Source organism: Panacagrimonas sp. (genome assembly GCF_965216805.1).
In the GTDB taxonomy this organism is placed as follows: domain Bacteria; phylum Pseudomonadota; class Gammaproteobacteria; order Nevskiales; family Nevskiaceae; genus Panacagrimonas.
In genome coordinates, this window is sequence record NZ_CBDCGN010000002.1 from 1,982,017 (window position 1) to 2,008,498 (window position 26,482).

Sequence of the window (26,482 nt, forward strand, 5' to 3'; positions counted from 1 at the left end):
ATGGCCGACGTCGAACCGCTGCCTTGGCAGGACGCCGTGTGGCAGCGCGTGCAGGACAGCTTGCGCGCAGGCAAGCTCGGCCACGCGCTATTGCTGTGCGGTATGGCGGGCGTGGGCAAGCGTAGGTTCGCGCGCCGCCTGGCTGCCAGCCTGTTGTGCGAGGCACGTCCCGCGGACGGCCAGGCTTGCGGCAGCTGTCGCGGCTGCAAGCAGTTCGCCGCCGGCACCCATCCCAATCTGAGCTGGCTCAGCCGCGAGTTCAACGACCGGACCGACAAGGAAAAGCGCGACATCTCGCTGGAGCAGTTGCGCGAGATGATGGAAAGCCTCGCTCTGGTCAGCCATTACGGGCAGGCGAGGGTGATCGTGATCGACCCTGCGGATGCGATGAACATCGGGGGCGTCAACGCCGTGCTCAAGACTCTGGAAGAGCCGCCAGCGGGCTGCTACCTGCTGCTGATCACCGAACGCGTGATGGCGCTGGCGCCGACCTTGCGCAGCCGCTGCCAGCGTCTGCAGTTCGGCCTGCCCGACACCGCGCTGGCGCGGGCCTGGCTGGCGCAGCAGCCCGGGCAGTTCGATGCCGACGCGGCGTTGGCCGAGGCCCAGGGTGCGCCGCTGGCGGCGCTGGAAGATCAGCAGTCCGGTCTTGCCACACAGCGGCGCGCGTGGCTGGAGGCGCTACTGGCCCTGGCACAACGGCGGATCGATCCGCTGGCCGCCGCGGCACAGGTGGACAAGGATCGGGTGGCGACATGGCTGGCCGTGTTCCAGCGGGCTTTGCAGCGCGTACTGCGGGCATCCGGCGGGATCGATTCCGAGCCGGGTTGGCGCGCGCTGGCCGGCCATCTGGGTGCGCTGCAGATCGAGCGCCTGCTGGCAGAGGCGGTCGAGTCGCGACGCAAGCTGCAGTCCAATGCCAACCCGCAGCTGTTGGTCGAATCTCTTATGATTCTGTGGTGGCATTTGTCGGCACCCGCCGATACCCGGATCGATCACAGAAGGACGTCATCCAGCGCATGAGCACGATCCCGCCGCGCCCGGGCGGTCCGCAGCCGGGCATCCTGACCCTGAACATCAAGGACAAGAGCGCCTTGTTCTCGGCCTACATGCCGTTCGTCAAGAACGGCGGGCTGTTCATTCCGACCAGCAAGGAATATCGGCTCGGCGACGAGGTGTTCATCCTGCTCACCCTGATGGACAGCACGGAGCGCCTGCCGGTCGCCGGCAAGGTGGTGTGGGTGACCCCGCGCGCAGCGCAGGGCAAGCGCGTGCAGGGCATCGGCGTGCAGTTCAGCGTGCAGGACGGCGGCGCCACGCAGCAGAAGATCGAGTCCCAGCTTGCCGGTACTGCGACTCTGGACCGGCCGACGCAGACGATGTAAGCGCTCCCCGGCGTCAGTTCGCCGGCGGCATGCCCTGGGCCAGGATGTAGGCATCGTAGCCCCGGTGCATCAGCAGAAAGGAGGCGACCGAGCTGCGGCGCCCGGTATCGCACACGCAGATCCAGCTCAGCTGCGGGTCCAGTTGGTTCAGGCGCATCCGCAGCAGATACAGCGGCAGGTTGAGGCTGCCGGGCAGGCTGCGATTGTGAAATTCGCTGGGCAGACGCACGTCGACCAAGCGGGCCCGGCCCTGCTCGACCATGTGCTCAGCCTCGGTCCAGGACAGGCGGCGCGCCAGCGGTTCGTTCAACAACTGGCGAAAGTCCTGTTTGGACAGGCGCTTGAGCGTGCCGCGCGTAAGCATGGTGACGGTGGCGTTACGTGGTGCATCGGAAATCAGCGCTTCTTCGCCGAAGCAGGCACCAACCTCAAGCTGAGCCAGCTGGATGGGACGGTTCGGCGGCTGCTGACGGGTGACGATGCAACGACCGTGGGTGATCACGTAGAAGTAGTCGCCCTCTTCATCCTGGCGCAGGATGACCTGACCGGCGACGGCCTCCACCGTCTGCATGCGCATGAACATCGCCTGCAGGTGGGCGGGCGGAATCATCAGGAAGGCCGGTGTCTGCAGCAGACGCAGCATCCAGTCGTCATCGGCCTCGTCAGCCTCTTCGACGCGCGCTTCGGTGTTTGCGCCCGCTGCCGCCGCGCTCTGCTCCCAGGTCAGCAGCATGTCGATCAGCTGGCGGTCGATGGCGATGCAGCGCACCGGCGTCACACAGCGCGCATCGAACTCGGCGGTGGGGGATGCCGGAATGCGGTGCAGCGACTCGGCAGTGCCGGACTGCAGCAGCCGGCCAGGCGCACCGCCGTGCCGACTCAGCTCGATCTGACCGGACTCCAGGAACAAGGCCTGGCCCAGCGCTTCGCCCGACTTGAACAGGAAAGCGCCAGCGGGCCGTTCGATCCAATGGGTCTTGCGTGTCAGCTCCTCGCGGGTGTCGGGTCCCAACGACCCCAGAGGTACCCAACGAGCGAGGAATTCGGGCGTAATGGGCGGGATGGCGGTCGTCATCGGGTGCTCGCAGACATTGAACTTATGCAAGAATCGCGGCTTGGCCATCGCCAGCCCAGGCGATGGCGTCCATCGAAGGACGATACACCCAGCCGGCCGGACTTGCGCAAGTGCCGAACAGGATCGCGGAGGGCGGCGGGCCGCTGGATTTTCACGGAGAGCATGCCAATGGCGCAGTTGAAGGCGAAGAAGTCCGCCACTACACCCAAGAAGAAGAGCGCGACCCAGAGCGCTACAAAAAAAGCCGTCGCCAAGCCGGTCGGCAAGAGCGCTGCCAGGAAGGGTCCGGCCAAGACCGCGAAACCGGCAGTCGTCAAAAAGAAAAAGCCGGCAGCGAAAGCTGCGGGTGCCAAGCCGGTCAAACCGGCAGCGAAAAAGCCGGCAGCCAAGGCGTCCCCCAAGAAAGCGACCGCCAAACCCGTCACCCGGGCAGCCGCCAAGCCCGCACGGAAGATCGCCGCGGCGCCCAAGCCCGGTAAGCCCAAAGCCCCGCGCAGGGCGGTAGCCGCCAGCCACCGGCCGCAGTCGGCAGCGGTGGCGGTGCAGCCGCGTCCGGCCAAGGCCGCCGCGGCGGGGACGCCGAGCAAGCGCAAGACGCCCGCGCCGCAGACCGGGCCGCTGACCGAGGAGATGCTGCGCAAGGCGCCGGAGTCGGATTACATGAGCGATGCCCAGCTCAGCTTCTTCCAGGAGCGCCTGTTGCAGATGCGCAACGAGGTTCTCACCCGGGAACTGGACGTGAAGGAGCGCCTGCACCAGCGGGAAGTGTTCGCCGATCCGGCCGACCGCGCCAGCGCCGAGGAAGAGCACTGGCTGGACCTGCGCCTGCGCGAGCGCGAGTCGCTGCTGCTGAAGAAGATCGACGACTCGCTGCGGCGTATCCGCGACAAGGAGTACGGTTACTGCGAGAAAACCGGCGAAGCCATCGGCATCGCGCGCCTGCTGGCGCGACCGACTGCGACGGTCTGCGTGGACATCAAGGGCCAGAACGAGCGTGCCGAGTCGCAATACCGGGACCGCTAGGCGCCAGTCCCCCGCAGCAAATCAGGCCGGCATGTTGCCGGCCTGATAGTTTCCGCCGGCGTTGTGCGCCGGAACCGCCCGTCGTCTTGCCCGCCGACCCGCTGCCGATCGATCGCCGGCATGCTGATCGCGCCCGACTCGACCGGTCCGGTTCGGCCCTCTTCGCCGCGGCTACGATCATCACCGCCGGGCCCGGAACTCCGCCGCCGCCTGCCTCAATACCGTTGCGAGGTTGTCTGCCAGCACGCTGCGCCGGTCACGAGCGCGCAAGATGCCGATTTCGATCGTCGCGCGGCCACCGCGCAGGCGACGGTACTGCGCCCCGGTCCGTTCGAGCTTGCGCACCGACGACGGCACCAGCGCAAACCCCATGCCGCAAGCGACCAGACTGATGACGGTCTGCATCTGTCGCGCCTGTTGGGTGACGCGCGGGGCGAAGCCGGCGTCGCGACAACGATCAAGGATGAGGTCGTGCAGACCCGGCGCGATCTCCCTCGGTGGCAGTACAAAGCTCTCCTGCGCAAGGCTCGCCAGGTCCACCGGCCGGTCGCCCGCGATCAGCCGGTGTCCGGCAGGTGCGGCCAGGATCAGCTCCTCGGTTTGCACCCGCTCGAAATCCAGATCCGGTTCGCGTAGCGGTCCCAGCGCGATTCCCACGTCCAGCCGGGCGGACCGCAGTTCCCTGACCTGGGCGTCCGTGGTCAGCTCGTGCAGTTGCAGGTCGACCGCCGGGTAGCGAGACCGGAATGCCTTTACGGTCGACGGCAGGATGCCGTAGTCGGCGATCGATACGAAGCCGATGCTCAACGTGCCGATGTCGCCACGACCGGCCTGCACAGCCTTGTGCCTGGCCAGATCCAGCCGTGCCAGCATCGCCCGCGCCTCGTCATAAAAGACCTCGCCCGCAGCGGTGAGGGCCACGCCGCGGGGACTGCGCTCGAACAGCCGGGTGCCGATCTCCTGTTCGAGGGACTTGATCTGGGTCGACAGCGGCGGTTGCGAAATATGCAACCGCAGCGCGGCGGCCGAGAAGCTGCGCGCCTCGGCCACGGCGACGAAATACTTCAGCTGCCGCAGTTCCACTATCTGATATCCATATAGAGACCTAACGAATATAGTATTAGGCGATATACCCGGGGCGCTACACACTGCAGGTCTGGTGGCGCCCCGCTGGCGCCTCGCAACCCTCCAGGAGCGCGCCCATGCCCACCCTGCGTTCGTACACCAGTACCGCCGGCCGTAACATGGCCGGGGCCCGCGCGCTGTGGCGTGCCACCGGCATGAAGGATGCCGATTTCGGCAAGCCCATCATCGCCGTCGCCAATTCCTTCACCCAGTTCGTGCCCGGCCATGTACATCTGCAGCCCCTGGGGCAGTTGATCGTCGAGGAGATCGAGCGCGCCGGCGGCGTCGGCAAGGAGTTCAACACCATCGCGGTGGACGACGGCATCGCCATGGGACACGACGGCATGCTCTACAGCCTGCCGTCGCGAGACCTGATCGCCGACAGCGTGGAGTTCATGTGCAATGCGCACACGGTCGACGCCCTGGTGTGCATCTCCAACTGCGACAAGATCACCCCGGGCATGCTGATGGCGGCGATGCGCCTGAACATCCCGACCGTGTTCGTCTCCGGTGGTCCGATGGAAGCCGGCCGTACCCGGCAAGGGAGCGACACGATAACCCTGGACCTGGTGGATGCCATCGTGGCGGCTGCCGATCAAGGGGTGAGCGATGCCGAGGTGGATCGGATCGAGCGCTCGGCCTGTCCAACCTGCGGGTCCTGCTCGGGCATGTTCACCGCCAATTCGATGAACTGCCTGACCGAGGCGCTGGGTCTCGCACTGCCGGGAAACGGCTCGCTGCTGGCGACCCACGCCGACCGCGAGCACCTGTTCCGGCGCGCCGGTCGCGAGGTCGTCGAGCTTGCCCGGCGCTACTACCGCGACGGCGACCGGCGCGCCTTGCCGCGCGACATCGCCTGCAAGGCCGCATTCGAGAACGCCATGTCGCTGGACATCGCGATGGGCGGATCGAGCAACACGGTGCTGCACCTGCTGGCCGCAGCACAGGAAGGGGAGATCGATTTCCGGCTGGCGGATATCGACCGTCTGTCCCGCCGGGTACCGACGCTGTGCAAGGTGGCGCCGTCCAGCAATTTTCATCTGGAGGACGTGCATCGCGCCGGTGGCGTGATGGCCATCCTGGGCGAACTGGACCGCGCCGGCTTGCTGGATACCCGCGTGCCGACCGTACACAGCGCCAGCCTGGCGGACGCGCTGCAGGCCTGGGACGTGTTGCGCACAGCGGATCCGCAAGTGCAGCAGTTCTATCGGGCGGCTCCGGCCGGCGTGGCCAGCCAGCGGGCGTTCTCGCAGGAGTGCCGCTACCCGCAGCTCGACAAGGACCGCGCGGGCGGCTGTATCCGTTCGGTTGCGTCCGCCTACAGTCCCGACGGCGGGCTGGCGGTGTTGCACGGCAACCTCGCCGAGCGCGGCTGCATCGTGAAGACTGCGGGAATCCAGGCAGAGCTGCTCCGCTTTCGCGGCCCGGCGGTGATATTCGAGAGCCAGGAGGCAGCCGTCGCGGGAATACTTGACGGCAAGGTCAAGGCGGGCGATGTGGTGATCGTGCGCTACGAAGGTCCACGGGGCGGGCCGGGCATGCAGGAAATGCTGTATCCCACCAGCTACCTGAAATCGAAGGGCCTGCACAGGTGCTGCGCACTGATCACCGACGGACGCTTTTCCGGCGGCAGTGCGGGCCTGTCGATAGGCCACGTCTCGCCTGAAGCCGCCGAGGGCGGCGACATTGCACTGATCGAGTGCGGCGATCTCATCCTGATCGACATCCCGGCGCGCACGATCCGCATCGAGGTCGACGACGCGGAGCTGATGCGTCGGCGCCGGGTCCGTGGCGCCGGCCCGTGGCGGCCGGCCATCGCACGTCCGCGGCGGGTCAGCGCAGCCTTGCAGGCCTACGCTGTGCTTGCCACCAGCGCCGACCGCGGCGCGGTACGCGACTGCCAAAGCCTGCGCGCTGCATTCGGAAGCAACTGATTCGGCGCCTGCCGATGCCGCCATCGCCAATCCCCTGGTAGCCGGATCGGACGCCGGTCTCAGCCGTTCATGCGTGCGGTATCGCGCAATCAGGGTGACCCCGCAGCGGGGTCCTGCAGAGTCCGGCTTGTGAGGTGGCTGCGACATCGCGACCATGTCGGTCTGCCCTGCACACGAGCTCCCAGCGATGTTCGATATTTCCCCCCGTGTCCGCGAATACCAGCACCGGCTGCAGGATTTCATGGCGGCGCACATCTATCCCAACGAGCGGCGTTACTACCGCGAGTCGGAAATCCACGGTCCCTGGGGCGTGCAGCCGGTGGTGGAGGAACTCAAGCCGCTGGCGCGCGAGCACGGGCTGTGGAACCTGTTCTACAGCCATGAATCCGGGCTCAACAATTTCGAATACGCACCCTTGTGCGAAATCATGGGCCGATCCCTGCTGGCACCGGAAGTATTCAACTGCTCGGCGCCCGACACCGGCAACATGGAGACCCTCGCGCGCTTTGGTACGCCGGAGCAGAAAGCACGCTGGTTGCAGCCGCTGCTGGCTGGCGAGATCCGTTCCTCGTTCGCTATGACCGAGCCCGATGTGGCGTCATCGGACGCCACCAATATCGGCAGCCATATCCGCCGCGACGGCGACGAGTACGTCATCAACGGCCGCAAGTGGTATACCACCGGCGCCACCGACCCGCGCTGCCAGATCATCATCTTCATGGGCAAGACCGATCCCGACAGCGCCGACAAGCATCGGCAGCAATCGATGATCCTGGTGCCCAAGGACACCCCGGGCATCCGCGTGCTGCGACCGCTGCCGGTGTTCGGGTTCTACGGCGTGCCGGATCGGGCTTCCGAGGTGGTGTTCGAGAACGTGCGGGTGCCGGTGTCCAACGTGCTGCTGGGCGAGGGGCGTGGTTTCGAGATTGCCCAGGGTCGTCTGGGGCCCGGCCGCATCCATCACTGCATGCGCCTGATCGGCATGTGCGAACGGGTGCTGGAGCGACTGTGCCGGCGTGCCGAATCGCGCTCCGCCTTCGGCCGAGCGGTGGCGCAGCAGACGGTGACCCTGGAACGCATCGCCGAGGCCCGCATCGCCATCGAGCAGACCCGTCTGCTCACGCTCAAGGCGGCCTATATGATGGACACCGTCGGCAACAAGGAAGCGAAAGCCGAGATCGCCATGATCAAGGTCGCTGCGCCGCTGACGGCTTGCAGGATCGTCGACTGGGCGATGCAGGTGTTCGGCGGCGGCGGCACCAGCAACGATCATTTCCTGACTGCCGCCTATGCCACCGCACGCCTGCTGCGCCTGGCCGACGGCCCCGACGAAGTGCACCGCAACCAGATCGGCAAGCTGGAACTACGGCGCCATGCACAGACCGACCCTGCCTACACCGGCGGTGGCGGCGAGGTGTTGTCGGCCGATCAGGCCGAGCTCGAGTACGCCCATCTGCGGCCGGGCAGCGCGAGCTACCTCTGGGGCTAGCTGAACCTGGAGAAGTCCGGTTTGCGCTTCTGCAGAAAGGCGCCGATGGCCTCCTGCGCCTCGGGCTGCGACAACATCGGCACGAAGTGAAAGGCCTCCAGCGGGATCGCCTCGGCAACAGTGCTGTCGGTCCAGCGCTTCATCAGGCGCTTGGTGGTGCGCAGGGCCTTGGGCGGTTGCTGGGCCAGGCGTTGCGCGCGCTCCAGCGCACGCGCCTCGACCGCGTCGTCATCCAGCACCTCGTTGACCAGACCGCACTCGCGAGCGTGCCTGGCGGTGAACGGCTCGCCGAACAGCACCAGTTCCATTGCCTTGGAATGACCCATGATGCGCGGCATCAGATACGTCGAGGCGTATTCCGGCACGATGCCGATGTTGACGAAGGGCAGGGTGAAGCGTGCGCCCTCACTGGCGTAAATGAGGTCGCAGTGCAGCAGCATCGTTACGCCCACGCCGATGGCCAGTCCATTCACCGCGGCCACTGCGGGTTTGGGGAACGCAGCCAGCGCATTCATGAAACGGATCACCGCCGAGTCGCCGCCACCGCCGCCGGTGCTGGCCACTTTCATGAAATCCACCATGTCGTTGCCGGCACAGAACGCCCCCGGCACTCCGGCGATCAGCAGCACGCGCACCGCCGGATCGTCAGCCGCAGCGTTGATGGAATCCGCCAGGCGGCTGTACATGGCCTGGGTCAGCGCGTTCTTCTTTTCGGCGCGGTTGAGACGCAGGGTAAGAACGCCGTGGTCGCGGGAGATCAGCAGGGTGGAATCAGCCGTTGCTTCGGACATGCGTTTACCGGTGGGGTGGAGGACCCGCCGATTCTAGCGAAGCTGCAGGGGTAATCCCGGTAGCCGGGCGCCGGACCTTCAGAACAGGTCGGCCTTGTCAGTCTTGTCGGCTGCCTTGGACGTGCGTCCCGCAATCCATTCGCCGGTGATCATCTGGTCGTAGCTCATGCCGGGACCGACCATGGGGTAGACCGAGGCCATGGGATCGATCACCACTTCCAGGAAAGCCGGACCGGGGAAATCGATGAAGGCTTTGACCACAGCGGCCAGCTCGGCCCTGTCGGCGACGCGACGGGCAAACTCGAAACCGTCGGCCTCGGCCGCCTTGACGAAGTCCTTGCGGTGCAAGCTCTTGTCGGATCCCGAATAGCGCGAATCGAAGAACAGCCGCTGCCACTGCTTGACCATGCCGTCGCCGAAGTTGTTCAGCACCACGATCTTGACCGGCAGGTTGTAGGTGGTGGCGGTTTCCAGCTCGCCCAGATTCATGCGGATCGAGGCATCGCCGTCGATATCGATGACGATGCGGTCCTTGCGGGCGAAGGCGGCGCCGATCGCCGCCGGCAGGCCGAAACCCATGGTGCCCATCGACCCCGAGGTCAGCCACAGGCGCGGCTCGGCAAAGTCGAAATACTGGCAGGCCCACATCTGATGCTGGCCCACGCCGGTCGAGACCACCGCTTTGCCCCGGGTGAGCTGGTTGATCTCCTGGATGACGGCGTGCGGCTGAATCGATTGCCCACCGCGCTCGTAGTTCATCGCATGCGTCTGCTTGAGCTGCGCGATATGGGCGTGCCATTCGGCGTAATCGGGCTTGAAGCCGCGATTGTGCAGGTAGTCGGACAGCGCGGTCAGGGCCTGATTCAGGTCGCCCAGGTGGTGCCAGTCGACGCGCTTGACCTTGCCGATCTCGGCCGGGTCGACGTCGAAATGGGCGATGTGCCGAGCATTGGGCGCGAACTTGGCCGGCACCCCGGCGACGCGATCGTCGAAGCGCGCGCCGACCGCGATCAGGAAATCGCAGTCTTCCACCGCGTAATTGGCGAACGCGGTCCCGTGCATGCCCAGCATCTGCAGCGATAAGCGATCGGTGGTGTCGACCGCGCCGATGCCCATCAGGGTGGTGGTGACCGGAATGCCGAAACTTTGCGCCAATGTGCGCAGCGCATCCGACGCATTGCCGTTGATGACCCCGCCACCCGCGTAGATCAGCGGTCGCCTGGCCTGCAGCAGCAGCTCGTAGAACTGACCGGTGCCGGCGGGTCCAAGGCGGTTGGACTCCAGTTGGCGCAGGCGTGCCCGGTAACCGGGCAGGGGCAGCGTGCCGTGACCGGCATAACGGCCGGACCAGTTCTGCACGTCCTTGGGAATATCCACCACCACCGGCCCGGGGCGGCCGCTGCGCGCGATCTCGAACGCCGAACGCATCGTCGCTTCCAGCTTGCTGGCGTCGGTGACCAGAAACACGTGTTTCGCGGCCGCGCCCATGATGGTGCTGACCGGGGCTTCCTGGAACCCGTCGGAGCCGATGGCCGCGGTGGGCACCTGCCCGCAGATCACCACGATGGGAATCGAATCGGCCATGCAGTCGCGGACCGGGGTCACCGTGTTGGTGGCACCGGGGCCGGAGGTCACCAGACAGACGCCCACCTTGCCTGACGCGCGCGCGTAACCCGCGGCCATGAAGCCCGCCGCCTGTTCGTTGGCTGGCACGATCAGCGGCATCGGATCGGCTCCGTCGGCGCTGCGGTGCGCGTTGTTATGACGGAACACGGCGTCGTAGGTCGGCAGGATGGCGCCGCCGGAATAGCCGAAAATGACGTCGACTCCTTCGTCCGCCAGGACCTGCACCACGATCTCCGCGCCCGTGAGCGTGGTACCGGCGAAGGAGGAGATCGGAGTGGGGTTGGCAGCGTTCATGGTGCTTCGGACGTCGGGAGATTCGGAAAAGACGCGCCTTATAGCACATCGCCTCCGGCGTACGGCGGCGGGGTGGGGTCCGCTCCGCGCGCCCGGCTGTGGGTACCCGCCGGCCATCAAGGACGAATGCCCGGGTTGCCTGCGACCGCCGTCGCCATTAAAGTCGCGCGCCTTTCCACCCCCAAGACGACCGCCGCGCTTGCGCCACATCATTTCCATCCTGCTGCAGAACGAGGCCGGCGCCCTGGCACGGGTGGCGAACATGTTTGCAGCCCGCGGCTACAACATCGATTCGCTGTCGGTGGCGCCGACCCACGACCCTTCGGTGTCGCGCCTGACCCTGGTCACCAACGGCTCGGACGAGGTGGTGAACCAGATCGTGCAGCAGACTCGCAAGCTGATTGACGTGGTGGAGATTGCCGATCTGGCCAGCGCCGATCACCTCGAGTGCGAACTGGTCATGCTCAAGGTGGAAGCCCGCAACGGCGCGGCCCGTGCCATCGTCGATTGTGCGCGCCGTCATCGTGCCCTGATCCTCGACGAATCCGAAAGCACCCGTACCATCCAGCTCGCCGGCAGCGGCACCGAAGTCGACGCGCTGGTCGCCGAGATGTCGCGCATCGCCAAGGTGCTGGAAGTGGTGCGCAGCGGCGTGGCTGCGCTTTCGCGCGGCCATCAGGTGATGAGTATCTAGATCGTTGCTGTCAACCGGGGCCCGCCGGCCCCGCTCTCGAATTTCTCCGGAGCCCCCATGTCCATCACCGTTTATTACGACAAAGACGCCGACCTTTCGATCATCCAGTCGAAGAAGGTCACCATTCTCGGTTACGGCTCGCAGGGTCATGCCCATGCGCTGAACCTCAAGGACTCCGGCGTCGACGTGACGGTGGCGCTACGCAAAAGCTCCAAGAGCTGGAGCAAGGCGCAGAGCGCCGGACTGCAGGTCAAGGAAGTGGCCGATGCGGTCAAGGGCGCCGACCTGGTGATGATCCTGGCGCCCGACGAGGACCAGCGAAAGATCTACGAAGAACAGGTAGCGCCCAATATCAAGCAGGGTGCGACGCTGGCGTTCGCCCATGGCTTCAATATCCACTTCGGCCTGATCGAACCGCGTGAAGATCTGGATGTGGTCATGATCGCGCCCAAGGGGCCCGGCCATACGGTGCGCAGCACCTACACCCAGGGCGGCGGCGTGCCCAGTCTGATCGCGATCCAGCAGGATGCCAGCGGCATGGCCAAGCAGATCGCGCTGTCCTACGCCTCGGCCAACGGCGGCGGTCGTGCCGGCATCATCGAGACCAATTTCCGCGAGGAAACCGAAACCGACCTGTTCGGCGAACAGGCGGTGCTGTGCGGCGGCGCAACGGCACTGGTGCAGGCCGGTTTCGAGACGCTGGTGGAAGCCGGCTACGCGCCGGAGATGGCCTACTTCGAGTGCCTGCACGAGCTCAAGCTGATCGTCGACCTGATGTATGAGGGGGGCATGGCCAACATGCGCTACTCGATCAGCAACACCGCCGAATACGGCGACTATGTGACCGGCCCGCGCATCATCACCGAAGAGACCAAGAAGGAGATGAAGCGCGTCCTCACCGACATCCAGACCGGCAAGTTCGCACGCGATTTCGTACTGGAAAACCAGGCCGGCCGGCCCACCTTGAAGGCCAAGCGCCGGATTGGCGGCGAGCACCAGATCGAGGAGGTTGGCGCCAAGCTGCGCGCGATGATGCCCTGGATCGCCAAGAACAAACTGGTAGACAAGACGCGGAACTGAAGACCGCAAGCTTCGCGGCCGGCCACGTCGGCCGCCGAAGCGAGCGGTCCTCCCATAACGCCCGGCCGGATATCTTCTGTTGCTCCGCCCTTACGAGCCGCTGCTGAGCATCGTCCCCGAAGGTTGGGGCGCCATCGTCGCGCTGGGCAGCGCAGCCGCCCTGCTGTTCGCCGGCGGTGCGGTAGTCCCCTCGGTAGCGCTGGCGGCGGTGGTGCCGGCTGCCGCCGGCTTCTGGGCGGACCGCCGGCACGGCGTGTCCTGCAAGCCGCGTGGTGTTCTGTCGCCGGTCAACGGCACGGTGATCCATCGGCGCGAATGTCACGACCCAGTGCTCGGTCGCGAGGCCATCCGCATCGTGATCCGGACTTCGCTCTGGGGCAGTTACTGCCTGCGTGCACCGGTGAGCGGGCAGGTCTGCCTGCTGCCGCAAGGCAGCGCCACGCAGGTGTCGCGAATCCGCCTAGACGACAACGATGACGTCCTGGTTGCCGCCAGTGGCGGCCTGCTGGGCGCGCGGCCGGTCATGGTGGCAGTGGGTGATCGCGTGGGACAGGGCCGACGCTGCGGCCTGCGCAGGCTGGCGCGGCAGATCGAAATCACCATTCCGGCAGGCGCGCGCTTGGAAGTTGCGCTGGGTAGCCGCGTAAGATCGGGGGAGACCCTGCTCGCCACCCTGCTGCGCAAACCCTGACCATGGACGAACCGTCGGCGTTGCCGCCACGCCGCAAGGGCATCTACCTGCTGCCCAATCTGTTTACCACCGTCACTCTGTTCGGCGGCTTCTACGCCGTGGTCATGGCCATGTCGGGCCGTTTCGACAACGCGGCGCTCGGCATCCTGGCCGCGATGATCGCCGACGCCCTGGACGGGCGAATCGCACGGATGACCAATACCGCCACCGACTTCGGCAAGGAGTACGACTCCCTGTGCGACATGGTGGCCTTCGGCGTCGCGGCCAGTCTGGTGATGTTTTCGTTCAGCCTGGAATACCTGTCCGAGTACCGCTGGCTGGGCGGGCGCCTGGGCTGGGTGGTCGCTTTTACCTATACCGCCTGTGCCGCGCTGCGGCTGGCACGCTTCAACGTGCTGACCAATATCGCAGGCGGCAGCAAGGACTTCTTCGGGCTGCCCAGCCCTGCCGCAGCCGGACTGGTGACGTTCTTCGTATGGGCTGCGCACAACGCCGGCTATGCCGGGCAGGACGTGCTGTGGCTGGCGGCGCCGCTGACGCTGGCCGCCGGACTGCTGATGGTTTCGAGCGTGCGTTACAACAGCTTCAAGAAGCTCGACCTTGGCGGTCGCCTGCGATTCGTGCCGTTCGCGGCCGTGGTCGGCGTGCTGGTGCTGGTGATGATCGATCCGCCGCGTATTCTGTTTCTGGTGTTTCTGGTCTACGCGCTGTCAGGACCGGTGATGGCACTGGCACGGCGGTTCCAGCGCCCGGCGACCTCTCCCGAGGAGTAAGTGCCCGGTACGCTGTCGTGGGTTTCTTCGACGACGGCGGCAACGGGACCTCACTTCACCGGCATCCCCATCACTTGGTCACTCAGTCGCTGCGTGCCAGTCGCAGTCCCAGATCGTAGTAGCGGGCCGAGGCCGTGTCGCTGCCCCGGAACGCCGACCGCAGCCAGTCCGGGCTGCTGCTCCAGCCGCCGCCGCGATACATGCGACGCTCGCAGTCCCCGCTGGTTCTGGCGCGGGCGTCCGCGGGCGCATCGGCGTAACTGGCATTGCGGCAGTCTTCCACCCACTCCCAGACATTGCCGTGCAAGTCGTGCAGACCCCAGGGATTGGCGGCAAAGCTGCCCACGGGCAGGGTCTTCTGGCGGGTGCCGCAGGTACCGTCGGCGTGCCCGTAGTGGGCCTGATTGCAGTTCACGCTGTCGCCGAAGCTGTACTTGGCCTTGGTGCCCGCGCGCGCCACGAACTCCCACTCCGCCTCGCTCAGCAGCCGGTAGCGCTTGCCGGTGAGGTTGCTTAGCCACAGGACGTACTGCTGGGCCTGGTTCCAACTCACGTTGATCACGGGCAGCCGGTCGCGCCCCCAGCCGTGGTCGGCGGGCTTGTAGTTGCTGCAGCCGCCGCCTGCCACGCAGGCATCCCACTGCGCGAAGGTCACCTCGTATTTGCCCACCGCAAAACTGGCCACTTTCACCGTGCGCACCGGGCCTTCGTCATTTTTGGAGTCGGCGCCGCCCAGGGCGCCGCGCAACGCCTGAAACACCCGACCGGGCAGTGCGGCTGCACCGGCCTGCGTACTCAAATCGCCCATGCTGAACGAGCCGGCAGGAATCCGGACCATCTCCGGGCACTCCGGACAATCGCGAAACAGCCCGAACGGGGCAAGACTGGCCTCCAGCGCCGCCCGCTCGGCAGCGGCTTTTTCCGCAGCTTCGGCCTGCGCCGCGCGCAGCGCTGCGGTGGCCTCGTCAGCGGCTTTTCTGCGCTCTGCGGCGGCCCGGGCGGCGGCCCGTTTGCGCGCCTCGGCTTCGGCAGCGGCATTGCCTTGCGCCGCCTGTCGTTCGGCCTCGGCCTTCTCCTTGGCCTCCTGAATCATCAGCTCGAGTTTCTGACGTCGCTCTTCCGGGGTCAGCTGGCCGTCTGCTTGCGCCCAGGCGGCACCGGTGATCGCTGCGCTCCAGCACACCGCGAGGATCAGTCCAGCGACCGTACCGGCCGCCTGTGCCCTTGTCCCGAACATGCCTACTCCCAATTGCGCCCCGAAATCCGAAGGCGATAGATGGTAAGCCGGACGAAGCGAAAAATCGTGACGGGGCGTCCGGCCCGTGATGCGGAAGCCGGAGTTACTGAAAACCCTTGAGCAGATCGACGACGTCGTCGCCGCGAGCCAGGGCGCGCTCCGCTGCCGACACGTCGCCGGCTTGCATGTTGATCTCGGCGGCCGACAGATGCGCGTCGCGCTGCTTTTCCAGGAACGTCACCGTCACCTGCCTGATCTGCGTCCGGCCCTGCTCGAACCAGGACTGCGCGGCTTCCAGATTACCGTCGGCTAACGCGGCGCGACCGGCATCGACGGTGGTGCTGGCGGTCAGCAGCGCGCTGGCCGGGCCATCCTCTGCCGCGAACGCCGCCTCGGCCCGCTGCAACAAGGCACCGACTTCGGCTTCGAGGTCACGCACCGCCTGCGTGGCTTGTTCTTCCACCACTGCCTGTTCGGTGCCCCCCGAATTCAGCAACAGGACGCCGCCGATGGCTGCAGCAATCAACAGCAAGGCCCCAACGATCAGCCCAGGCTTTACCAGCGAGCGACGCTCCGACGGTCCCGACGGAGGTGCCGGCGGCGGCACCGGAGCGGGCGCCGAGGTCTCTGCCGGTGCGTCTTCGCGCAAACCACGACCGCTGCGATCAATCACCACCGTGGCATCGTCATCGATGACGACGGACGGCTTGGATACCGTCATGGTGCTGCGCGGCGGAGCCGGCTTGACGCCCAGCAGACAGTCGCGCAGTGCCGCCACCGTTTGCGGGCGGTTGATTGCGGCGATCTCCAGGCCCCAGTCGATGCCGGCCAGCAGGGCTGCGCTGTAAGCGGTCTCGCGCTCCGGCGTCAGCGCCGGCTCCATCGGATCGAGCCGGCCGCTGTGGGATTCGATCGCCCGCAGCGAGGATTCCGGCGGCGCCTTGCCCGTCACGCAGTGGTAGAGCGTGGCGCAGAACGCGTAGAGATCGGTATGCGGATCGTGGCGGTTTTCCTGGGCGGCGCGCGCGTACTGTTCGATCGGCGCATAACCGGGCGTGTAGGCCACCAGTTCGGACATCCGCGTGTACTGGTTGGCTTCATTGGCCGCGCTGACGCGCGCGGCGCCGAAATCGATCAGCACCGGTCGCAGGGTGCCCTCGCGGATCATGATGTTGTCGGGCTTGATGTCGCGATGGACCATGCCGACGCGATGTGCCTCTTCCAGACCGTCCAGCACCGGCAGGATGTACTTCTCGATTTCCTTCTGGCTCAGCCGGCCACGCACTTTCAGCACATCGCGCAGGGACTTGCCCTGCAGATAGGGCATCACGAAGTAGGCCGTGCCATTGCTCTGGAACACACGGTAAATGCGTACGATGGCCGGGTGATCCAGTCGCGCGATGGCCTGGGCTTCGCGCAGAAAGGCCTTCATGGCGCCGGTGAAAGCGTTCTCCGATCCATCGTCCTGGGTCGGGATGACGCGCGAATTGTCACCGCGCCAGGCGATCCCCTGGGGAAAGAATTCCTTGATCGCGACCTCGCGCAATATCGACGGTTCGCTGCTGCCGGACGCCGTGGGGGCAAACTCCGTGGCCAGGTAGGTCACGCCGAAACCACCGCGCCCCAGCTGACGGCGGATCTCGAAATTTTCGAGACGCGTACCTTCGGCAAGTGGCAAAGCGGGATTCATCATGCAAACCGTGCGGGGACCGGGGAACCAATATCGCTAGCGTAAGGAAACTGCGTCGCCGCCGCCACGTCGGCGTCGTTATCCATGGCTCGTCGCTGTGACCGGCTTCTCAAACCCCGCCGACATCACGCGCAGGCCGTTCGCACCGCCATTTTTCCGGATTGCATCGCCGGCCAGCCGAGCGGATGGCGCGACGCGCGAGGCCTCGGCCGACTTGGCAAGCTCCGGACGCTCGGCTAAATTGCGCGCTCCATGACGATCCGACGCACCACCGCCACCCACGCTGCTGCCGCCGACGCGGTCCGCATGCCGGTGCGTGCGCTGCTGCTTCTGCTGCCCTGAGGGGCACCTAACGATCGCGGCCGCACGGGGCCATACACCGTGCAAATCCTCCAGCAACCCATTCAAGCCATCACCGGCCAGCTGCGCGACAATGCGCGCCCGTAACGCCGGTCCCCGCGCCGGCGCCGATCCGGCAAGGAATCCGTCATGAGCATGCTCGAAAACCCCGCCTCCAAGTACCGTGCCTTTGCGCCCATCGCGCTCAAAGACCGCACCTGGCCCGACCGGATCATCACGCGCCCGCCGATCTGGTGCAGCGTGGATCTGCGCGACGGCAACCAGGCGCTGATCGAACCCATGGACCGAACGCGCAAGCTGCGCATGTTCGAGATGCTGTGCCGGATCGGCTTCAAGGAGATCGAGGTCGGATTCCCGTCCGCGAGCCAGACCGATTTCGATTTCGTGCGCTGCCTGATCGAGGAAAACCGCATCCCGGACGACGTGACCATCCAGGTGCTCACCCAGGCCCGCGAGCCATTGATCGTGCGCACCTTCGAGTCGCTCAAGGGCGCGCGCCGGGCGATCGTCCACTATTACAACGCGGTGGCGCCGGTGATGCGCCGGGTGGTGTTCAAGCTGTCCCAGGCCGAGGTCATCGCGCAGCTCGCGGTCGAGCACGCCAGGATCGTCAAGGAACTTGCGGCGGGGCAGGAGGGGACCGACTGGGTATTCCAGTACTCGCCCGAGATGTTCTCCGGCGCGGAGCTGGAGTTCTCGCGCGACTGCGTCGATGCGGTGACCGAGGTGTGGCAGCCGACGGCAGAGCGGCCCTGCATCATCAACCTGCCGGCAACCATCGAACATTCCACGCCGAACATCTTTGCCGACATGATCGAATGGATGCACCGCAACCTGCAGCGGCGCGAAGCGATCGTGCTGTCCGCCCATCCGCACAACGATCGCGGTACCGGCACTGCCGCCGCCGAGTTCGCGATGATGGCCGGCTGCGATCGCGTCGAGGGCTGCCTGTTCGGCAATGGCGAGCGCACCGGCAACGTCGACGTGGTGAACCTGGCGCTCAACATGTACTCGCAGGGGGTGCATCCGGGCCTGGATTTTTCGGACATCGACGAGGTGCGCCGTGCGGTCGAGTTCTGCAACCAGTTGCCGGTGCACCCGCGCCACCCGTACGTCGGCGATCTGGTGTTCACCTCGTTCTCCGGTTCCCATCAGGACGCAATCAAAAAAGCGTTTTCCGCACGCAAACCCGACGACATCTGGGAGATGCCTTACCTGCCGATCGATCCGCTCGATCTCGGCCGCTCCTACGAGGCGGTGATTCGCGTGAACTCGCAGTCCGGCAAAGGCGGCATCTCCTATCTGCTGGAGGCGGAGTACGGGCTCAGCATGCCGCGCCGTCTGCAGATCGAGTTCAGTCAGGTGGTGCAGGAGGTCACCGACACCACCGGCAAGGAAGTGACAGCCGCCGATATCTGGAACATCTTCTCCTCCGAATATCTGAAAGAGACGCAGCCGTTCGGCTACGTCGCGCACTTCCTGGTGGAGGATTCCACCCGCGACGAGGTGGAGCTGACCGCCGAGATCGTATGGCGCAGCCAGCCGCGCAAACTCAGTGGCAAGGGCAACGGCCCTATCGACGCCTTCGTCAATGCGGTGTCGCGATTGACCGGCGAGCGCTTCGCGGTGGCCGATTACCACGAACACGCCATCTCCAAGGGGGCCGACGCCAAGGCGGTGACGTATATCGAACTCAAGGTCGGCGACGAGCGGCCTCTGTTTGGCGTGGGCATCGACTCCAACATCGTGACCGCCTCGCTCAAGGCCATCCTGTCGGGCCTCAATCGCAACGCGCGTTCGCAAGACAAGGCGATCGGGCAGGCCCGTGCAGTGGCCTAGGCGACGCGCCCGCGACCTGCAGGCCGGGGCTCCATCGACGACGGTGGAGCCCCGACCGTCCGAGCTGTTCACGGCCCGATTGAGGCTGCGTCCGCTGCAGGTCGAAGATGTCGACGCGCTGCACCGCCTGTGGTCGGCTCCCACCGTGCGGCGCTTCCTGTGGGACGGTCACGTGTTGGGGCTCGAACAGACTCGCGACCTGGCCATGCAGAGCGCGTATCTGTTCGAGGAACGTGGCTGCGGCTTGTGGGTGGCCCTCGACGAGCGGCAGACGCTGGTCGGTTTCTGCGGGTACTGGTTGTTCCGCGAGGCCCACGAGCTGGAATTGCTCTACGGCGTCGACGAGTCGCGCTGGTTGCAGGGCTACGCGCGCGAAATGGCCGCGGCGCTGGTGAGCTATGGATTCGAGCACCTGCACCTGGAGGAAATCCGCGCCAGCACCGATCTGCACAACCTGGCTTCGCAACGCACCTTGTTGCGTTTGGGATTCATCCCGGAGGCGCAGTCGGCAAATCCGGACAAGCGCAAATTCCGCATGCCCCGGCAGCGGCGCGAAGTCGGCGAAGACGGCTGGCAGGCGGCCTGAGTTGCGCGATCTTGGGCGATAACAGCGTGCTATCGTCCAGTCGCTTTCCTTCAACTTCCTTATTCTGACGACGTGGATTCTGCGCGGCGCAAGCACTATCTCAAGGCCATCGGCATCGACTGCTGGGTGCCGCGCGCGGCGGCCACGAGTCACGCCGATGCAGCAATCGAAGTCGGTGTCTCGATCTCCGCGGCAGGGGCGCCGGACGGCGTGGCTCCGGTCGCTCCGCTCGAACCCGCTTCCGAGTCCGAAGCAATCCAGGCGACACCCGCCATGCCCAGAGCACCTCGCCCCCGTCAGCGAGCTGACGACATTCCCGTCTCGCCGGCCGCCGTCGCATTACCCCGAGAGGTTCCGCAGGACTGGGACGGCCTGCGCGCGGCGGTCAGCGATTGCCAGGCCTGCAAGCTGTGCGCTACCCGCACGCAGACGGTATTCGGCGTCGGGCCGCAGGACGCACCGCTGATGATCGTCGGCGAAGGCCCTGGCGCTGACGAGGACGCCCAGGGCGAGCCCTTCGTCGGCCGCGCCGGCAAGCTGTTGGACGAGATGCTCGCGGCGATCGGCCGTTCGCGCCGCAACGACACCTTCATCGCCAACGTCGTGAAGTGTCGCCCGCCTGGCAATCGCGACCCCGAGAGCTCCGAAGTGGAGGCCTGCCGCCCCTACCTGGAGCAGCAGATCCGTCTGCTGCAACCGCGCCTGATCGTGGCGTTGGGGCGGGTCGCGGCACAGCGTCTGCTGGCCACCGACCAGCCGCTGTCAAAGCTGCGGGGACCGCTGCATCGATACGGAGATACGCAGACACCGTTGTTCATCACCTATCACCCCGCTTATCTGCTGCGCAGCCCCCGCGAGAAAGCCAAATCCTGGGAAGACCTGAAGAAGGTCTGGCGCTACCTGCGCGATCACGCGCGCTGAGACCGATCATGAGCGCGCTACCCCAGATACCGTGGCGGTTGTCGCCCCTGCACGAGAGCCATCTGCCGCAAGTGATGGAACTGGAACACCGTGCCTACCCGTTTCCCTGGACCGAGGGGATTTTCCGCGACTGTATCAAGGCCGGCTATGCGGGCTGGGTGGTTGGCGATCGCAGTGCGGTCATGCGCGGCTACGCGGTGATGAGCATGGCCGTGGGCGAGGCGCACATTCTGAATCTGGCCGTGGACCCGATGATCCGGCGCCAGGGTCTGGGTCGTTTCCTGCTCGCGCACCTGATTCAGATCGCGCGCGCAGCGCACAGTACCATCATGCTGCTGGAGGTGCGACGGTCCAACAAAGCGGCGATCCGCCTGTACCAGGCGGCCGGCTTTCGCCATATCGGCACCCGCCGCGGCTACTATCCGGGGCACGAGCAACGCGAGGATGCCTACGTGCTGGCCCTGGATCTGGAATGACACTCAAGCCGTGGGCAGGGCACCGGTCTATCCGTGTTCGTCCGTGGAATCCGTGGCAAGGGTTTTCATGAGCACCCCCGAATGATCAACCGCACGCAGTTCTCCTGGGCCTGCTACGACTGGGCCAATTCGGCGTTTGCCACCACGGTGCTGGTAGGCCTGTTCCCGGTGCTGTTCAACAGCTATTACGCGGTCGGCGTCGATCCCGGCATGAGCACGTTCTATCTGGGCGCGTTCGGCAATTCCGCCTCGGCATTGGTGGTGATGCTGCTGGCGCCGACGCTGGGGGTGATCGCCGACCGGCGCGGCTGGAAGAAGCGCTTCCTGGCGATATTCACGTTGCTCGGCGTGGGTGCGACCGCCGCGCTGTTCTTTGTCGGCGAAGGCAACTGGGGGCTGGCGATCGCGCTGTTCTCGCTGGCCGCCGTCGGATTCTTCGGCGGACTCGGATTTTACGATGCCTTGCTGGTGCAGGTGGCAAACCGCGACCAGCGCGATCGCGTTTCGGCGCTGGGTTACAGCCTGGGCTATCTGGGCGGCGGCATCCTGTTCCTGCTCAACGTGGCGATGGTGCTCAAACCGCAAGTGTTCGGCATCACCGATCAGGCCACTGCGGTCAAATGGGCCTTCGTCAGCGTTGCAGTCTGGTGGCTGCTGTTCGCGCTGCCGTTGTTCCGCAACGTACCGGAGCCACCTGCCACCGCGGCCGGTCAGGCGATGGGCTGGCAGGAGTTGCTGATCACGCTCAAGCGCATCCTGGGCCTCAAGCCGGTGCTGATGTTCCTGCTCGCGTACTGGCTTTACATCGACGCCGTGGGCACAGTCGCGCAGATGGCGGTGGATTTCGGCATGAAGCTGGGCTTCGCCTCGGACTCGCTGATCAAGGCGATCCTGATCGTGCAGTTCGTCAGCTTTCCTGCGGCGCTCGCGTTCGGCTGGATCGGCCAGCGTTTCGGCGCTCGGCGCGGCATCTATCTGGCGCTCGCCGTGTACACCGCGCTGACCGCATCGGCCTGGCTGATGCAGACGGAAACCCATTTCTACCTGTTGGCGGCAGTGGTCGGTCTGGTGCAGGGCGGCGTGCAGTCGCTGTCGCGCAGCTATTTCTCGCAGCTCATCCCGCAGGAATCGGCCGGGCAGTTCTTCGGCTTCTACAACATGCTGGGCAAGTTCGCCGCGGTACTGGGGCCGCTGGTGGTCGGTGTGACCGCCGCGCTGACGGGCGAACCGCGCTTGGCCTTGTTCATGCTGATCTTCTTTTTCATCGCTGGCGCATTCCTGCTGTCGCGGGTGCAGGAACCGGCCAGTCTCAGGACGGGCGTCGCAGCCGCTTGATCGCAGCGACGATCTTTCGCTCCAGCGTGGGGTCCTGCTCACCGGCATAACGCAGGCGCAGATAGGCGTCCAGGATCTGCTCCAACGGCGACGTCAGTACCGGCTCGCGCTGGCTCACCCGCTGCACGAAATCGCGCGGACCTTCGTCCGGCCGCTGTTGGAAACCCAAGCTTCGCAGACGACCGGTGGCACGCCGCCACAACAACAGCGCGCGCTCGGTGACCGCCGGTGCCTGCGCCCGCCGCAGGCTCGCCAATCCGATCCAGGCGAGTACTGCGGTCACGCCCACTGTCAGCGCCAGAATCATGTTGCGAACGTTCTCCAGGCCGAAGAAGGACAGGAACAGTTGCTGCACCTCCGGGCCGTACCCCAGCACCCAACCGTTCCAGTAGGCGTTGACCATGTCCCAGCTGTCCTGCAGCTGCTCGCGCCAGTTGCCGTAGCTGGAGAAGAATCCGGGCAGCCCCTGCGCCGCTCGCAGGGTTTCGCGCATGCCGCGCTCGATACGCTCCGGCGCCACCGCCGCGGTGGGATCGACGCGCACCCAGCCGCGATCCTGCAGCCAAACCTCGGCCCAGGCATGGGCATCGGACTGACGAACGACGTGATAATCGCTGAAAGCGTTGGCCTCCATGCCCTGATAGCCGGTCACCACGCGCGCCGGCACGGCGGCTGCGCGCATCAGCAGTACGAAGGCGCTGGTGTAGTGCTCACAGAAGCCGCGCCGCGTGTCGAACAGGAATTCGTCGACCGAATGGCGCCCCAAGGTCGGCGGCTCCAGGGTGTAGATGAATGCCTGCTCGCGAAACAGGCGCAACGCGGCATCGATCACTCCGGCGTCGTCCAGACCCTGTGCCCGCCACTGCGTCGCCAATGCCTGCGCACGCGGATTGGACCAGGGCGGAAAGCGCGTGTCCTGCGCGCGCGCGACGTCGCCCAGTTGCGCGTCCAGCCGGTAGCGCGTGTACGACACCCCGCGGATCAAGCGCCGTTCGATGAGCGGACGGTCCATCACCAGCGACCCGTTACGGTCCAGCCGCGCGCGTTCCGGCAGCACACGCGTATCCGGCATGTCCAGCGCCAGCAGCCAGCGACTGCGCATCGGCTCCAGGGTCAGCTCGTAGCGCACTTCGCCGCCCAGACGTTCGATCGAGGCCGAAGTCCGGCCGGAGAGATCGACCGAAGATGCGGTCCAGGTGCGGCCATTGAATCCGGTGAACACCGGGCCGCGCCAGTACAGGTTCTGCGGCGGTGGCGGCGGGCCTTCGAAGCGCACGCGGAAGGCCACTTCGTCCGACAGAATGAGTTGCGAGATGTCGCCCGGAGACATCGAGTCCGACAAGCCCGAGCGCGTCGGCCCGGCATCGCTGGGCAGGCCCCACAAGGGGCCGGGAATGCGCGGGAACAACACGAAGAACAGCAGCATCAGCGGCAGCGACTGCAGGATCATGCGCCCACCCATACGCAGGGACTGCCGCAGCGGCAGTGGCTCGCCGGGATGATGGGCGTCGATCAGCACCGCGGTGATCGCCACGCTGCTGGCAAACAGGTACAGCACGGTCCACAGCTCCTGCGAATACAGAAAGTGCGTCACCAGCAGGAAGTACATCAGGAACACCACCACCATCACGTCGCGGCGCGAACGCATCTCGGTGAGCTTGAGCGACAGCATCAGCACCAGCAGCGCGATGCCGGCGTTCTGCCCGGTGACGCGCCCGTAGGCGGCGTACACCGCGGCGAATGCAGCGGTCGCCAGAACCAGCTTGAGCCATCGCGGCGGCAGCGCCCATTGCCGCGCCGAGGCCAGCGCACGCCAGGCGAGCAGACCGGCGACCGCCAGACTTTCCCACCAGGGCAGGTGCAGGGCGTGCGGCGCCGTCACCAGCACCAGCACCGCGAGCAGACGCAGCAGCGAGCGATGGGGCAGGTAGTCGGTCATGCCGGTGCTCGATCGAACAGCGCCAGCGCCTTCAGGCACTCGAAGCGATGCGATTCGCCCTGGCCTGGGGCGATCCGGATGCCCGGCAGATCCAAACCGTAGAAACGTCCCTCGGCATCCGCATCCAGTACCCAGCGGCATAGGCGCGACAGCTTTTCCTCGGTGCCGTGTCCCGGGGTCAGGTTCCAGTCCAGCCACACCGAGTGCGCCACGCTCTCGCTGAACTGCTTGACCATCGGCACCGCGGTCTTGGGCAGGCTCTTCCAGTGGATGCTGCGCAGTGCATCGCCGCGCTGGTAGTTGCGCAGGCCGGAAAACTCATCCTGGCCGCTACGGGATTGACCGGACGCGCCGGCCTCTCCGGGGGGCAGCGGCGGTGGCACACCCGCGGCGCCGGGCTGCGGAAACACCAGGCAGCGCGCGTCCAGATGCACCCAGGTCCAGGCGTGAAACAACCCCAGCGGAAATTCGGTGCTGATCTCGACGATACCGACCTCCAGCCAGCCACGCCGCGTCGTCTCGACGCTCAGAGTGCAGCCGGCAAAGCTGTGCGCGGGCACATCCACTGCCACGCCTTGCGGCGCAGCGCGCGACCAGGCGCAAGCCAGCGCGTAGCGTGGATGCGCAGCGGGATTGTCGATCAGCCACTCGAAGTGTGCCGCCTCGCCGGCATACACCGGCCGGGCACGGCCGATGCGCAACAGCACATGCACCAGGTTGGCGTGGGTGTGATGCATGCACACCAGGCCCAGACCACCGAGCAGAAAGGTGAGTGCAAACGCCATGCTGTTGGAATAGTTCATCGCGCCGAGCAGCATCACCAGCAGCATCAGCGCAAAGCCCCATCCGAAACGCGTCGGCACGATGTAGACGCGATTGCGCGCCACCTCTACCGGACCCGCCTGCTTGCGCACGCGGCCCAGCACCCAGGCGTCGATGCGCGCGCGCGCCCAACGCAGGGGATGCGCAGGAAGCGCCGTGAGGCGTGAGGCGTCGGGCGTCAGGCGTGGCGACGCGGTGCTCATCGTAGCTGGACCTTCTGCTGAACCGATTCGCGGCTCAGGGATCGTTCTGGGGTGTCGACGAGCCTGAGCCCCGGCCACCACCAAGGCCTTCCCGATTTCACGGAATCGCCACCTGCGCCAGTAGCTCTTCGGCGGTCGGCGCACCGCCATCGGCCTCGGTCGCGGGCATCAGACGATGTGCCACGCAGGGCACGAACACCGCCTGCACGTCTTCCGGAATCACGGCGCTGCGCCCCTCGATCAGGGCATAGGCCTGCGCCGCACGGCGCAGCGACAGGCCGGCCCGGGGTGACAGGCCCTGGCGCAGACCGGGGTGCTCGCGGGTGGCCCTGAGCAGCGCCAGGATGTAGTCGATCAGTGCCGGGGCGGTGCGAACCTCGCGCGCCGCAGCCTGCAGGTCCAACAGGTCCTGAGGCTGCAAGCTGGGCATCAGTTCGGTCAGCAGATCGCGCCGTTCGCGCTCCAGCAGCAGGGCGCGCTCCGCAGCAACTGGCGGATAGCCCAACGACAGGCGCATGAGAAAGCGGTCGAGCTGCGATTCCGGTAGCGGAAACACGCCGATCTGCTGCGCCGGGTTCTGAGTGGCGATCACAAAAAACGGATCGGGCAGGGGACGGGTGTCTCCTTCGGCGGTGACCTGGCGTTCTTCCATCGCCTCGAGCAGCGCGGATTGCGTCTTGGGACTGGCGCGGTTGACCTCGTCGGCCAGAACCATCTGCGAAAAGATCGGCCCGGGATGAAACCGGAAGCCGCTGCTGGATTGCTCGAAGATGGAAACCCCGAGAATGTCGGCCGGCAGAAGGTCGGAGGTGAACTGCACGCGCTGGAAGTGCAGGCCGAGCACGCGCGCCAGAGCCAGTGCCAGCGTGGTCTTGCCCACACCCGGGATGTCCTCGATCAACAGATGGCCACGTGCGATCAGACAGGTCAGCGCCAGCTTGAGCTGAACCTGCTTGCCAAGAATGATGCCGTTGAGGGCGGACAGAGCGGCGTGGAGCGCAGGGTTCATGCGGGAGTGAAGCTGGAGATGAAGGGATATGGGCAGTGTAGCGGGAGGCTGAACGGAGTCGCCGCCGCGACAGTAATCGGTACGC

General features: G+C 66.1%; 23 protein-coding genes. 14 read left to right on the top strand and 9 right to left on the bottom strand.

Annotation, left to right across the window (positions count from 1 at the left end):
* Together holB and ACOOHP_RS09510 are read left to right on the top strand one after the other, a co-directional pair.
* A complete protein-coding gene (gene holB / locus ACOOHP_RS09505; protein ID WP_420466203.1) occupies positions 1 to 1,023 on the top strand; it encodes a DNA polymerase III subunit delta' in 1,023 nt (340 codons plus the stop codon).
* A complete protein-coding gene (locus ACOOHP_RS09510; RefSeq protein WP_420466204.1) occupies positions 1,020 to 1,385 on the top strand; it encodes a PilZ domain-containing protein in 366 nt (121 codons plus the stop codon). Before holB ends, ACOOHP_RS09510 begins: the two co-directional genes overlap by 4 nt.
* A 13-nt stretch (positions 1,386 to 1,398) precedes the next feature.
* Here ACOOHP_RS09510 and ACOOHP_RS09515 read toward each other — a convergent pair whose 3' ends face one another.
* The gene (locus ACOOHP_RS09515; RefSeq protein ID WP_420466205.1) at positions 1,399 to 2,460 is read right to left on the bottom strand and encodes a cyclic nucleotide-binding domain-containing protein; all 1,062 of its coding nucleotides are present in this window, start codon (positions 2,458 to 2,460) and stop codon (positions 1,399 to 1,401) included.
* 168 nt (positions 2,461 to 2,628) lie between these two features.
* Here ACOOHP_RS09515 and dksA point away from each other — a divergent pair, with 168 nt between their 5' ends.
* Positions 2,629 to 3,483, top strand: a complete 855-nt coding sequence (gene dksA / locus ACOOHP_RS09520) for an RNA polymerase-binding protein DksA (protein ID WP_420466206.1) — start codon at positions 2,629 to 2,631, stop codon at positions 3,481 to 3,483.
* A 180-nt stretch (positions 3,484 to 3,663) separates the two neighbouring features.
* On the opposite strand, the gene ACOOHP_RS09525 is transcribed toward dksA, so the two are convergent.
* A complete protein-coding gene (locus tag ACOOHP_RS09525; RefSeq protein ID WP_420466207.1) occupies positions 3,664 to 4,566 on the bottom strand; it encodes a LysR family transcriptional regulator in 903 nt (300 codons plus the stop codon).
* A 119-nt stretch (positions 4,567 to 4,685) separates the two neighbouring features.
* Between ACOOHP_RS09525 and ilvD the strand changes: the two genes are divergently transcribed.
* Together ilvD and ACOOHP_RS09535 are read left to right on the top strand one after the other, a co-directional pair.
* Positions 4,686 to 6,542 carry a dihydroxy-acid dehydratase gene (gene ilvD, locus ACOOHP_RS09530; RefSeq protein ID WP_420466208.1) on the top strand — a complete coding sequence of 619 codons (1,857 nt, stop codon included), beginning with the start codon at positions 4,686 to 4,688 and terminating at the stop codon, positions 6,540 to 6,542.
* Between the two features lie 187 nt (positions 6,543 to 6,729).
* On the top strand, positions 6,730 to 8,031 hold the full coding sequence (locus tag ACOOHP_RS09535) for an acyl-CoA dehydrogenase family protein (protein ID WP_420466209.1): 1,302 nt from the start codon (positions 6,730 to 6,732) through the stop codon (positions 8,029 to 8,031).
* Here ACOOHP_RS09535 and ACOOHP_RS09540 read toward each other — a convergent pair.
* Positions 8,028 to 8,822 (bottom strand): enoyl-CoA hydratase, encoded by a 795-nt coding sequence (locus ACOOHP_RS09540; protein ID WP_420466210.1) that lies wholly within the window; start codon positions 8,820 to 8,822, stop codon positions 8,028 to 8,030. The genes ACOOHP_RS09535 and ACOOHP_RS09540 overlap by 4 nt on opposite strands.
* 78 nt (positions 8,823 to 8,900) lie before the next feature.
* Positions 8,901 to 10,742, bottom strand: coding sequence for a biosynthetic-type acetolactate synthase large subunit (gene ilvB, locus ACOOHP_RS09545; protein WP_420466211.1), 1,842 nt, complete (start codon positions 10,740 to 10,742; stop codon positions 8,901 to 8,903).
* A 199-nt stretch (positions 10,743 to 10,941) separates the two neighbouring features.
* On the opposite strand from ilvB, the gene ilvN reads away from it, so the two are divergent.
* From ilvN to pssA, 4 genes are all read left to right on the top strand, one after another.
* Positions 10,942 to 11,436 (top strand): acetolactate synthase small subunit, encoded by a 495-nt coding sequence (ilvN, locus tag ACOOHP_RS09550; RefSeq protein ID WP_420466212.1) that lies wholly within the window; start codon positions 10,942 to 10,944, stop codon positions 11,434 to 11,436.
* A gap of 63 nt (positions 11,437 to 11,499) precedes the next feature.
* Positions 11,500 to 12,516 (top strand): ketol-acid reductoisomerase, encoded by a 1,017-nt coding sequence (gene ilvC / locus ACOOHP_RS09555; RefSeq protein WP_420466967.1) that lies wholly within the window; start codon positions 11,500 to 11,502, stop codon positions 12,514 to 12,516.
* Positions 12,517 to 12,595: 79 nt separating this feature from the next.
* Positions 12,596 to 13,207, top strand: coding sequence for a hypothetical protein (locus ACOOHP_RS09560; protein ID WP_420466213.1), 612 nt, complete (start codon positions 12,596 to 12,598; stop codon positions 13,205 to 13,207).
* 2 nt (positions 13,208 to 13,209) lie between these two features.
* Positions 13,210 to 13,980, top strand: a complete 771-nt coding sequence (gene pssA / locus ACOOHP_RS09565; RefSeq protein WP_420466214.1) for a CDP-diacylglycerol--serine O-phosphatidyltransferase — start codon at positions 13,210 to 13,212, stop codon at positions 13,978 to 13,980.
* A gap of 82 nt (positions 13,981 to 14,062) precedes the next feature.
* On the opposite strand, the gene ACOOHP_RS09570 is transcribed toward pssA, so the two are convergent.
* Positions 14,063 to 15,217: a formylglycine-generating enzyme family protein gene (locus ACOOHP_RS09570; RefSeq protein ID WP_420466215.1), complete on the bottom strand. Its 1,155-nt coding sequence runs from the start codon at positions 15,215 to 15,217 to the stop codon at positions 14,063 to 14,065.
* A gap of 103 nt (positions 15,218 to 15,320) precedes the next feature.
* On the bottom strand, positions 15,321 to 16,907 hold the full coding sequence (locus ACOOHP_RS09575) for a serine/threonine protein kinase (protein WP_420466216.1): 1,587 nt from the start codon (positions 16,905 to 16,907) through the stop codon (positions 15,321 to 15,323).
* 495 nt (positions 16,908 to 17,402) lie between these two features.
* On the opposite strand from ACOOHP_RS09575, the gene leuA reads away from it, so the two are divergent.
* The 5 genes from leuA (at position 17,403) to ACOOHP_RS09600 (ending at position 22,424) form a co-directional block, all read left to right on the top strand.
* Complete coding sequence (gene leuA / locus ACOOHP_RS09580) at positions 17,403 to 19,106, top strand: 2-isopropylmalate synthase (RefSeq protein WP_420466968.1); 1,704 nt, start codon at positions 17,403 to 17,405, stop codon at positions 19,104 to 19,106.
* Positions 19,107 to 19,149: 43 nt separating this feature from the next.
* On the top strand, positions 19,150 to 19,692 hold the full coding sequence (locus tag ACOOHP_RS09585; RefSeq protein ID WP_420466217.1) for a GNAT family N-acetyltransferase: 543 nt from the start codon (positions 19,150 to 19,152) through the stop codon (positions 19,690 to 19,692).
* A gap of 72 nt (positions 19,693 to 19,764) precedes the next feature.
* Positions 19,765 to 20,613, top strand: coding sequence for a uracil-DNA glycosylase (locus ACOOHP_RS09590; protein WP_420466218.1), 849 nt, complete (start codon positions 19,765 to 19,767; stop codon positions 20,611 to 20,613).
* An 8-nt stretch (positions 20,614 to 20,621) separates the two neighbouring features.
* On the top strand, positions 20,622 to 21,089 hold the full coding sequence (gene rimI / locus ACOOHP_RS09595; protein WP_420466219.1) for a ribosomal protein S18-alanine N-acetyltransferase: 468 nt from the start codon (positions 20,622 to 20,624) through the stop codon (positions 21,087 to 21,089).
* A gap of 81 nt (positions 21,090 to 21,170) precedes the next feature.
* The gene (locus tag ACOOHP_RS09600; RefSeq protein WP_420466220.1) at positions 21,171 to 22,424 is read left to right on the top strand and encodes an MFS transporter; all 1,254 of its coding nucleotides are present in this window, start codon (positions 21,171 to 21,173) and stop codon (positions 22,422 to 22,424) included.
* Here the strand turns inward: ACOOHP_RS09600 and ACOOHP_RS09605 are convergent.
* The 3 genes from ACOOHP_RS09605 to ACOOHP_RS09615 all read right to left on the bottom strand — a co-directional run bounded on the left by ACOOHP_RS09605 (position 22,399) and on the right by ACOOHP_RS09615 (position 26,397).
* A complete protein-coding gene (locus ACOOHP_RS09605) occupies positions 22,399 to 24,363 on the bottom strand; it encodes a transglutaminase TgpA family protein (RefSeq protein ID WP_420466221.1) in 1,965 nt (654 codons plus the stop codon). The genes ACOOHP_RS09600 and ACOOHP_RS09605 overlap by 26 nt on opposite strands.
* The gene (locus ACOOHP_RS09610; RefSeq protein WP_420466222.1) at positions 24,360 to 25,388 is read right to left on the bottom strand and encodes a DUF58 domain-containing protein; all 1,029 of its coding nucleotides are present in this window, start codon (positions 25,386 to 25,388) and stop codon (positions 24,360 to 24,362) included. The genes ACOOHP_RS09605 and ACOOHP_RS09610 overlap by 4 nt, the downstream gene beginning before the upstream one ends.
* 97 nt (positions 25,389 to 25,485) lie before the next feature.
* Positions 25,486 to 26,397, bottom strand: coding sequence for an AAA family ATPase (locus ACOOHP_RS09615; RefSeq protein ID WP_420466223.1), 912 nt, complete (start codon positions 26,395 to 26,397; stop codon positions 25,486 to 25,488).
* Positions 26,398 to 26,482 lie beyond the last annotated feature (85 nt).

Excerpts from the sequence above, each read along its gene's own strand:
- leuA (WP_420466968.1), top strand. The coding sequence starts at position 17,403 with ATGCTCGAAAACCCCGCCTCCAAGTACCGTGCCTTTGCGCCCATCGCG.
- ACOOHP_RS09535 (WP_420466209.1), top strand. The coding sequence starts at position 6,730 with ATGTTCGATATTTCCCCCCGTGTCCGCGAATACCAGCACCGGCTGCAG.
- holB (WP_420466203.1), top strand. The coding sequence starts at position 1 with ATGGCCGACGTCGAACCGCTGCCTTGGCAGGACGCCGTGTGGCAGCGC.
- dksA (WP_420466206.1), top strand. The coding sequence starts at position 2,629 with ATGGCGCAGTTGAAGGCGAAGAAGTCCGCCACTACACCCAAGAAGAAG.
- pssA (WP_420466214.1), top strand. The coding sequence starts at position 13,210 with ATGGACGAACCGTCGGCGTTGCCGCCACGCCGCAAGGGCATCTACCTG.
- ACOOHP_RS09515 (WP_420466205.1), bottom strand. The coding sequence starts at position 2,460 with ATGACGACCGCCATCCCGCCCATTACGCCCGAATTCCTCGCTCGTTGG.
- ACOOHP_RS09510 (WP_420466204.1), top strand. The coding sequence starts at position 1,020 with ATGAGCACGATCCCGCCGCGCCCGGGCGGTCCGCAGCCGGGCATCCTG.
- ACOOHP_RS09540 (WP_420466210.1), bottom strand. The coding sequence starts at position 8,822 with ATGTCCGAAGCAACGGCTGATTCCACCCTGCTGATCTCCCGCGACCAC.
- ACOOHP_RS09570 (WP_420466215.1), bottom strand. The coding sequence starts at position 15,217 with ATGTTCGGGACAAGGGCACAGGCGGCCGGTACGGTCGCTGGACTGATC.
- ilvD (WP_420466208.1), top strand. The coding sequence starts at position 4,686 with ATGCCCACCCTGCGTTCGTACACCAGTACCGCCGGCCGTAACATGGCC.
- ACOOHP_RS09610 (WP_420466222.1), bottom strand. The coding sequence starts at position 25,388 with ATGAGCACCGCGTCGCCACGCCTGACGCCCGACGCCTCACGCCTCACG.
- ACOOHP_RS09575 (WP_420466216.1), bottom strand. The coding sequence starts at position 16,907 with ATGAATCCCGCTTTGCCACTTGCCGAAGGTACGCGTCTCGAAAATTTC.
- ACOOHP_RS09615 (WP_420466223.1), bottom strand. The coding sequence starts at position 26,397 with ATGAACCCTGCGCTCCACGCCGCTCTGTCCGCCCTCAACGGCATCATT.
- ACOOHP_RS09605 (WP_420466221.1), bottom strand. The coding sequence starts at position 24,363 with ATGACCGACTACCTGCCCCATCGCTCGCTGCTGCGTCTGCTCGCGGTG.
- rimI (WP_420466219.1), top strand. The coding sequence starts at position 20,622 with ATGAGCGCGCTACCCCAGATACCGTGGCGGTTGTCGCCCCTGCACGAG.
- ilvB (WP_420466211.1), bottom strand. The coding sequence starts at position 10,742 with ATGAACGCTGCCAACCCCACTCCGATCTCCTCCTTCGCCGGTACCACG.
- ACOOHP_RS09600 (WP_420466220.1), top strand. The coding sequence starts at position 21,171 with ATGATCAACCGCACGCAGTTCTCCTGGGCCTGCTACGACTGGGCCAAT.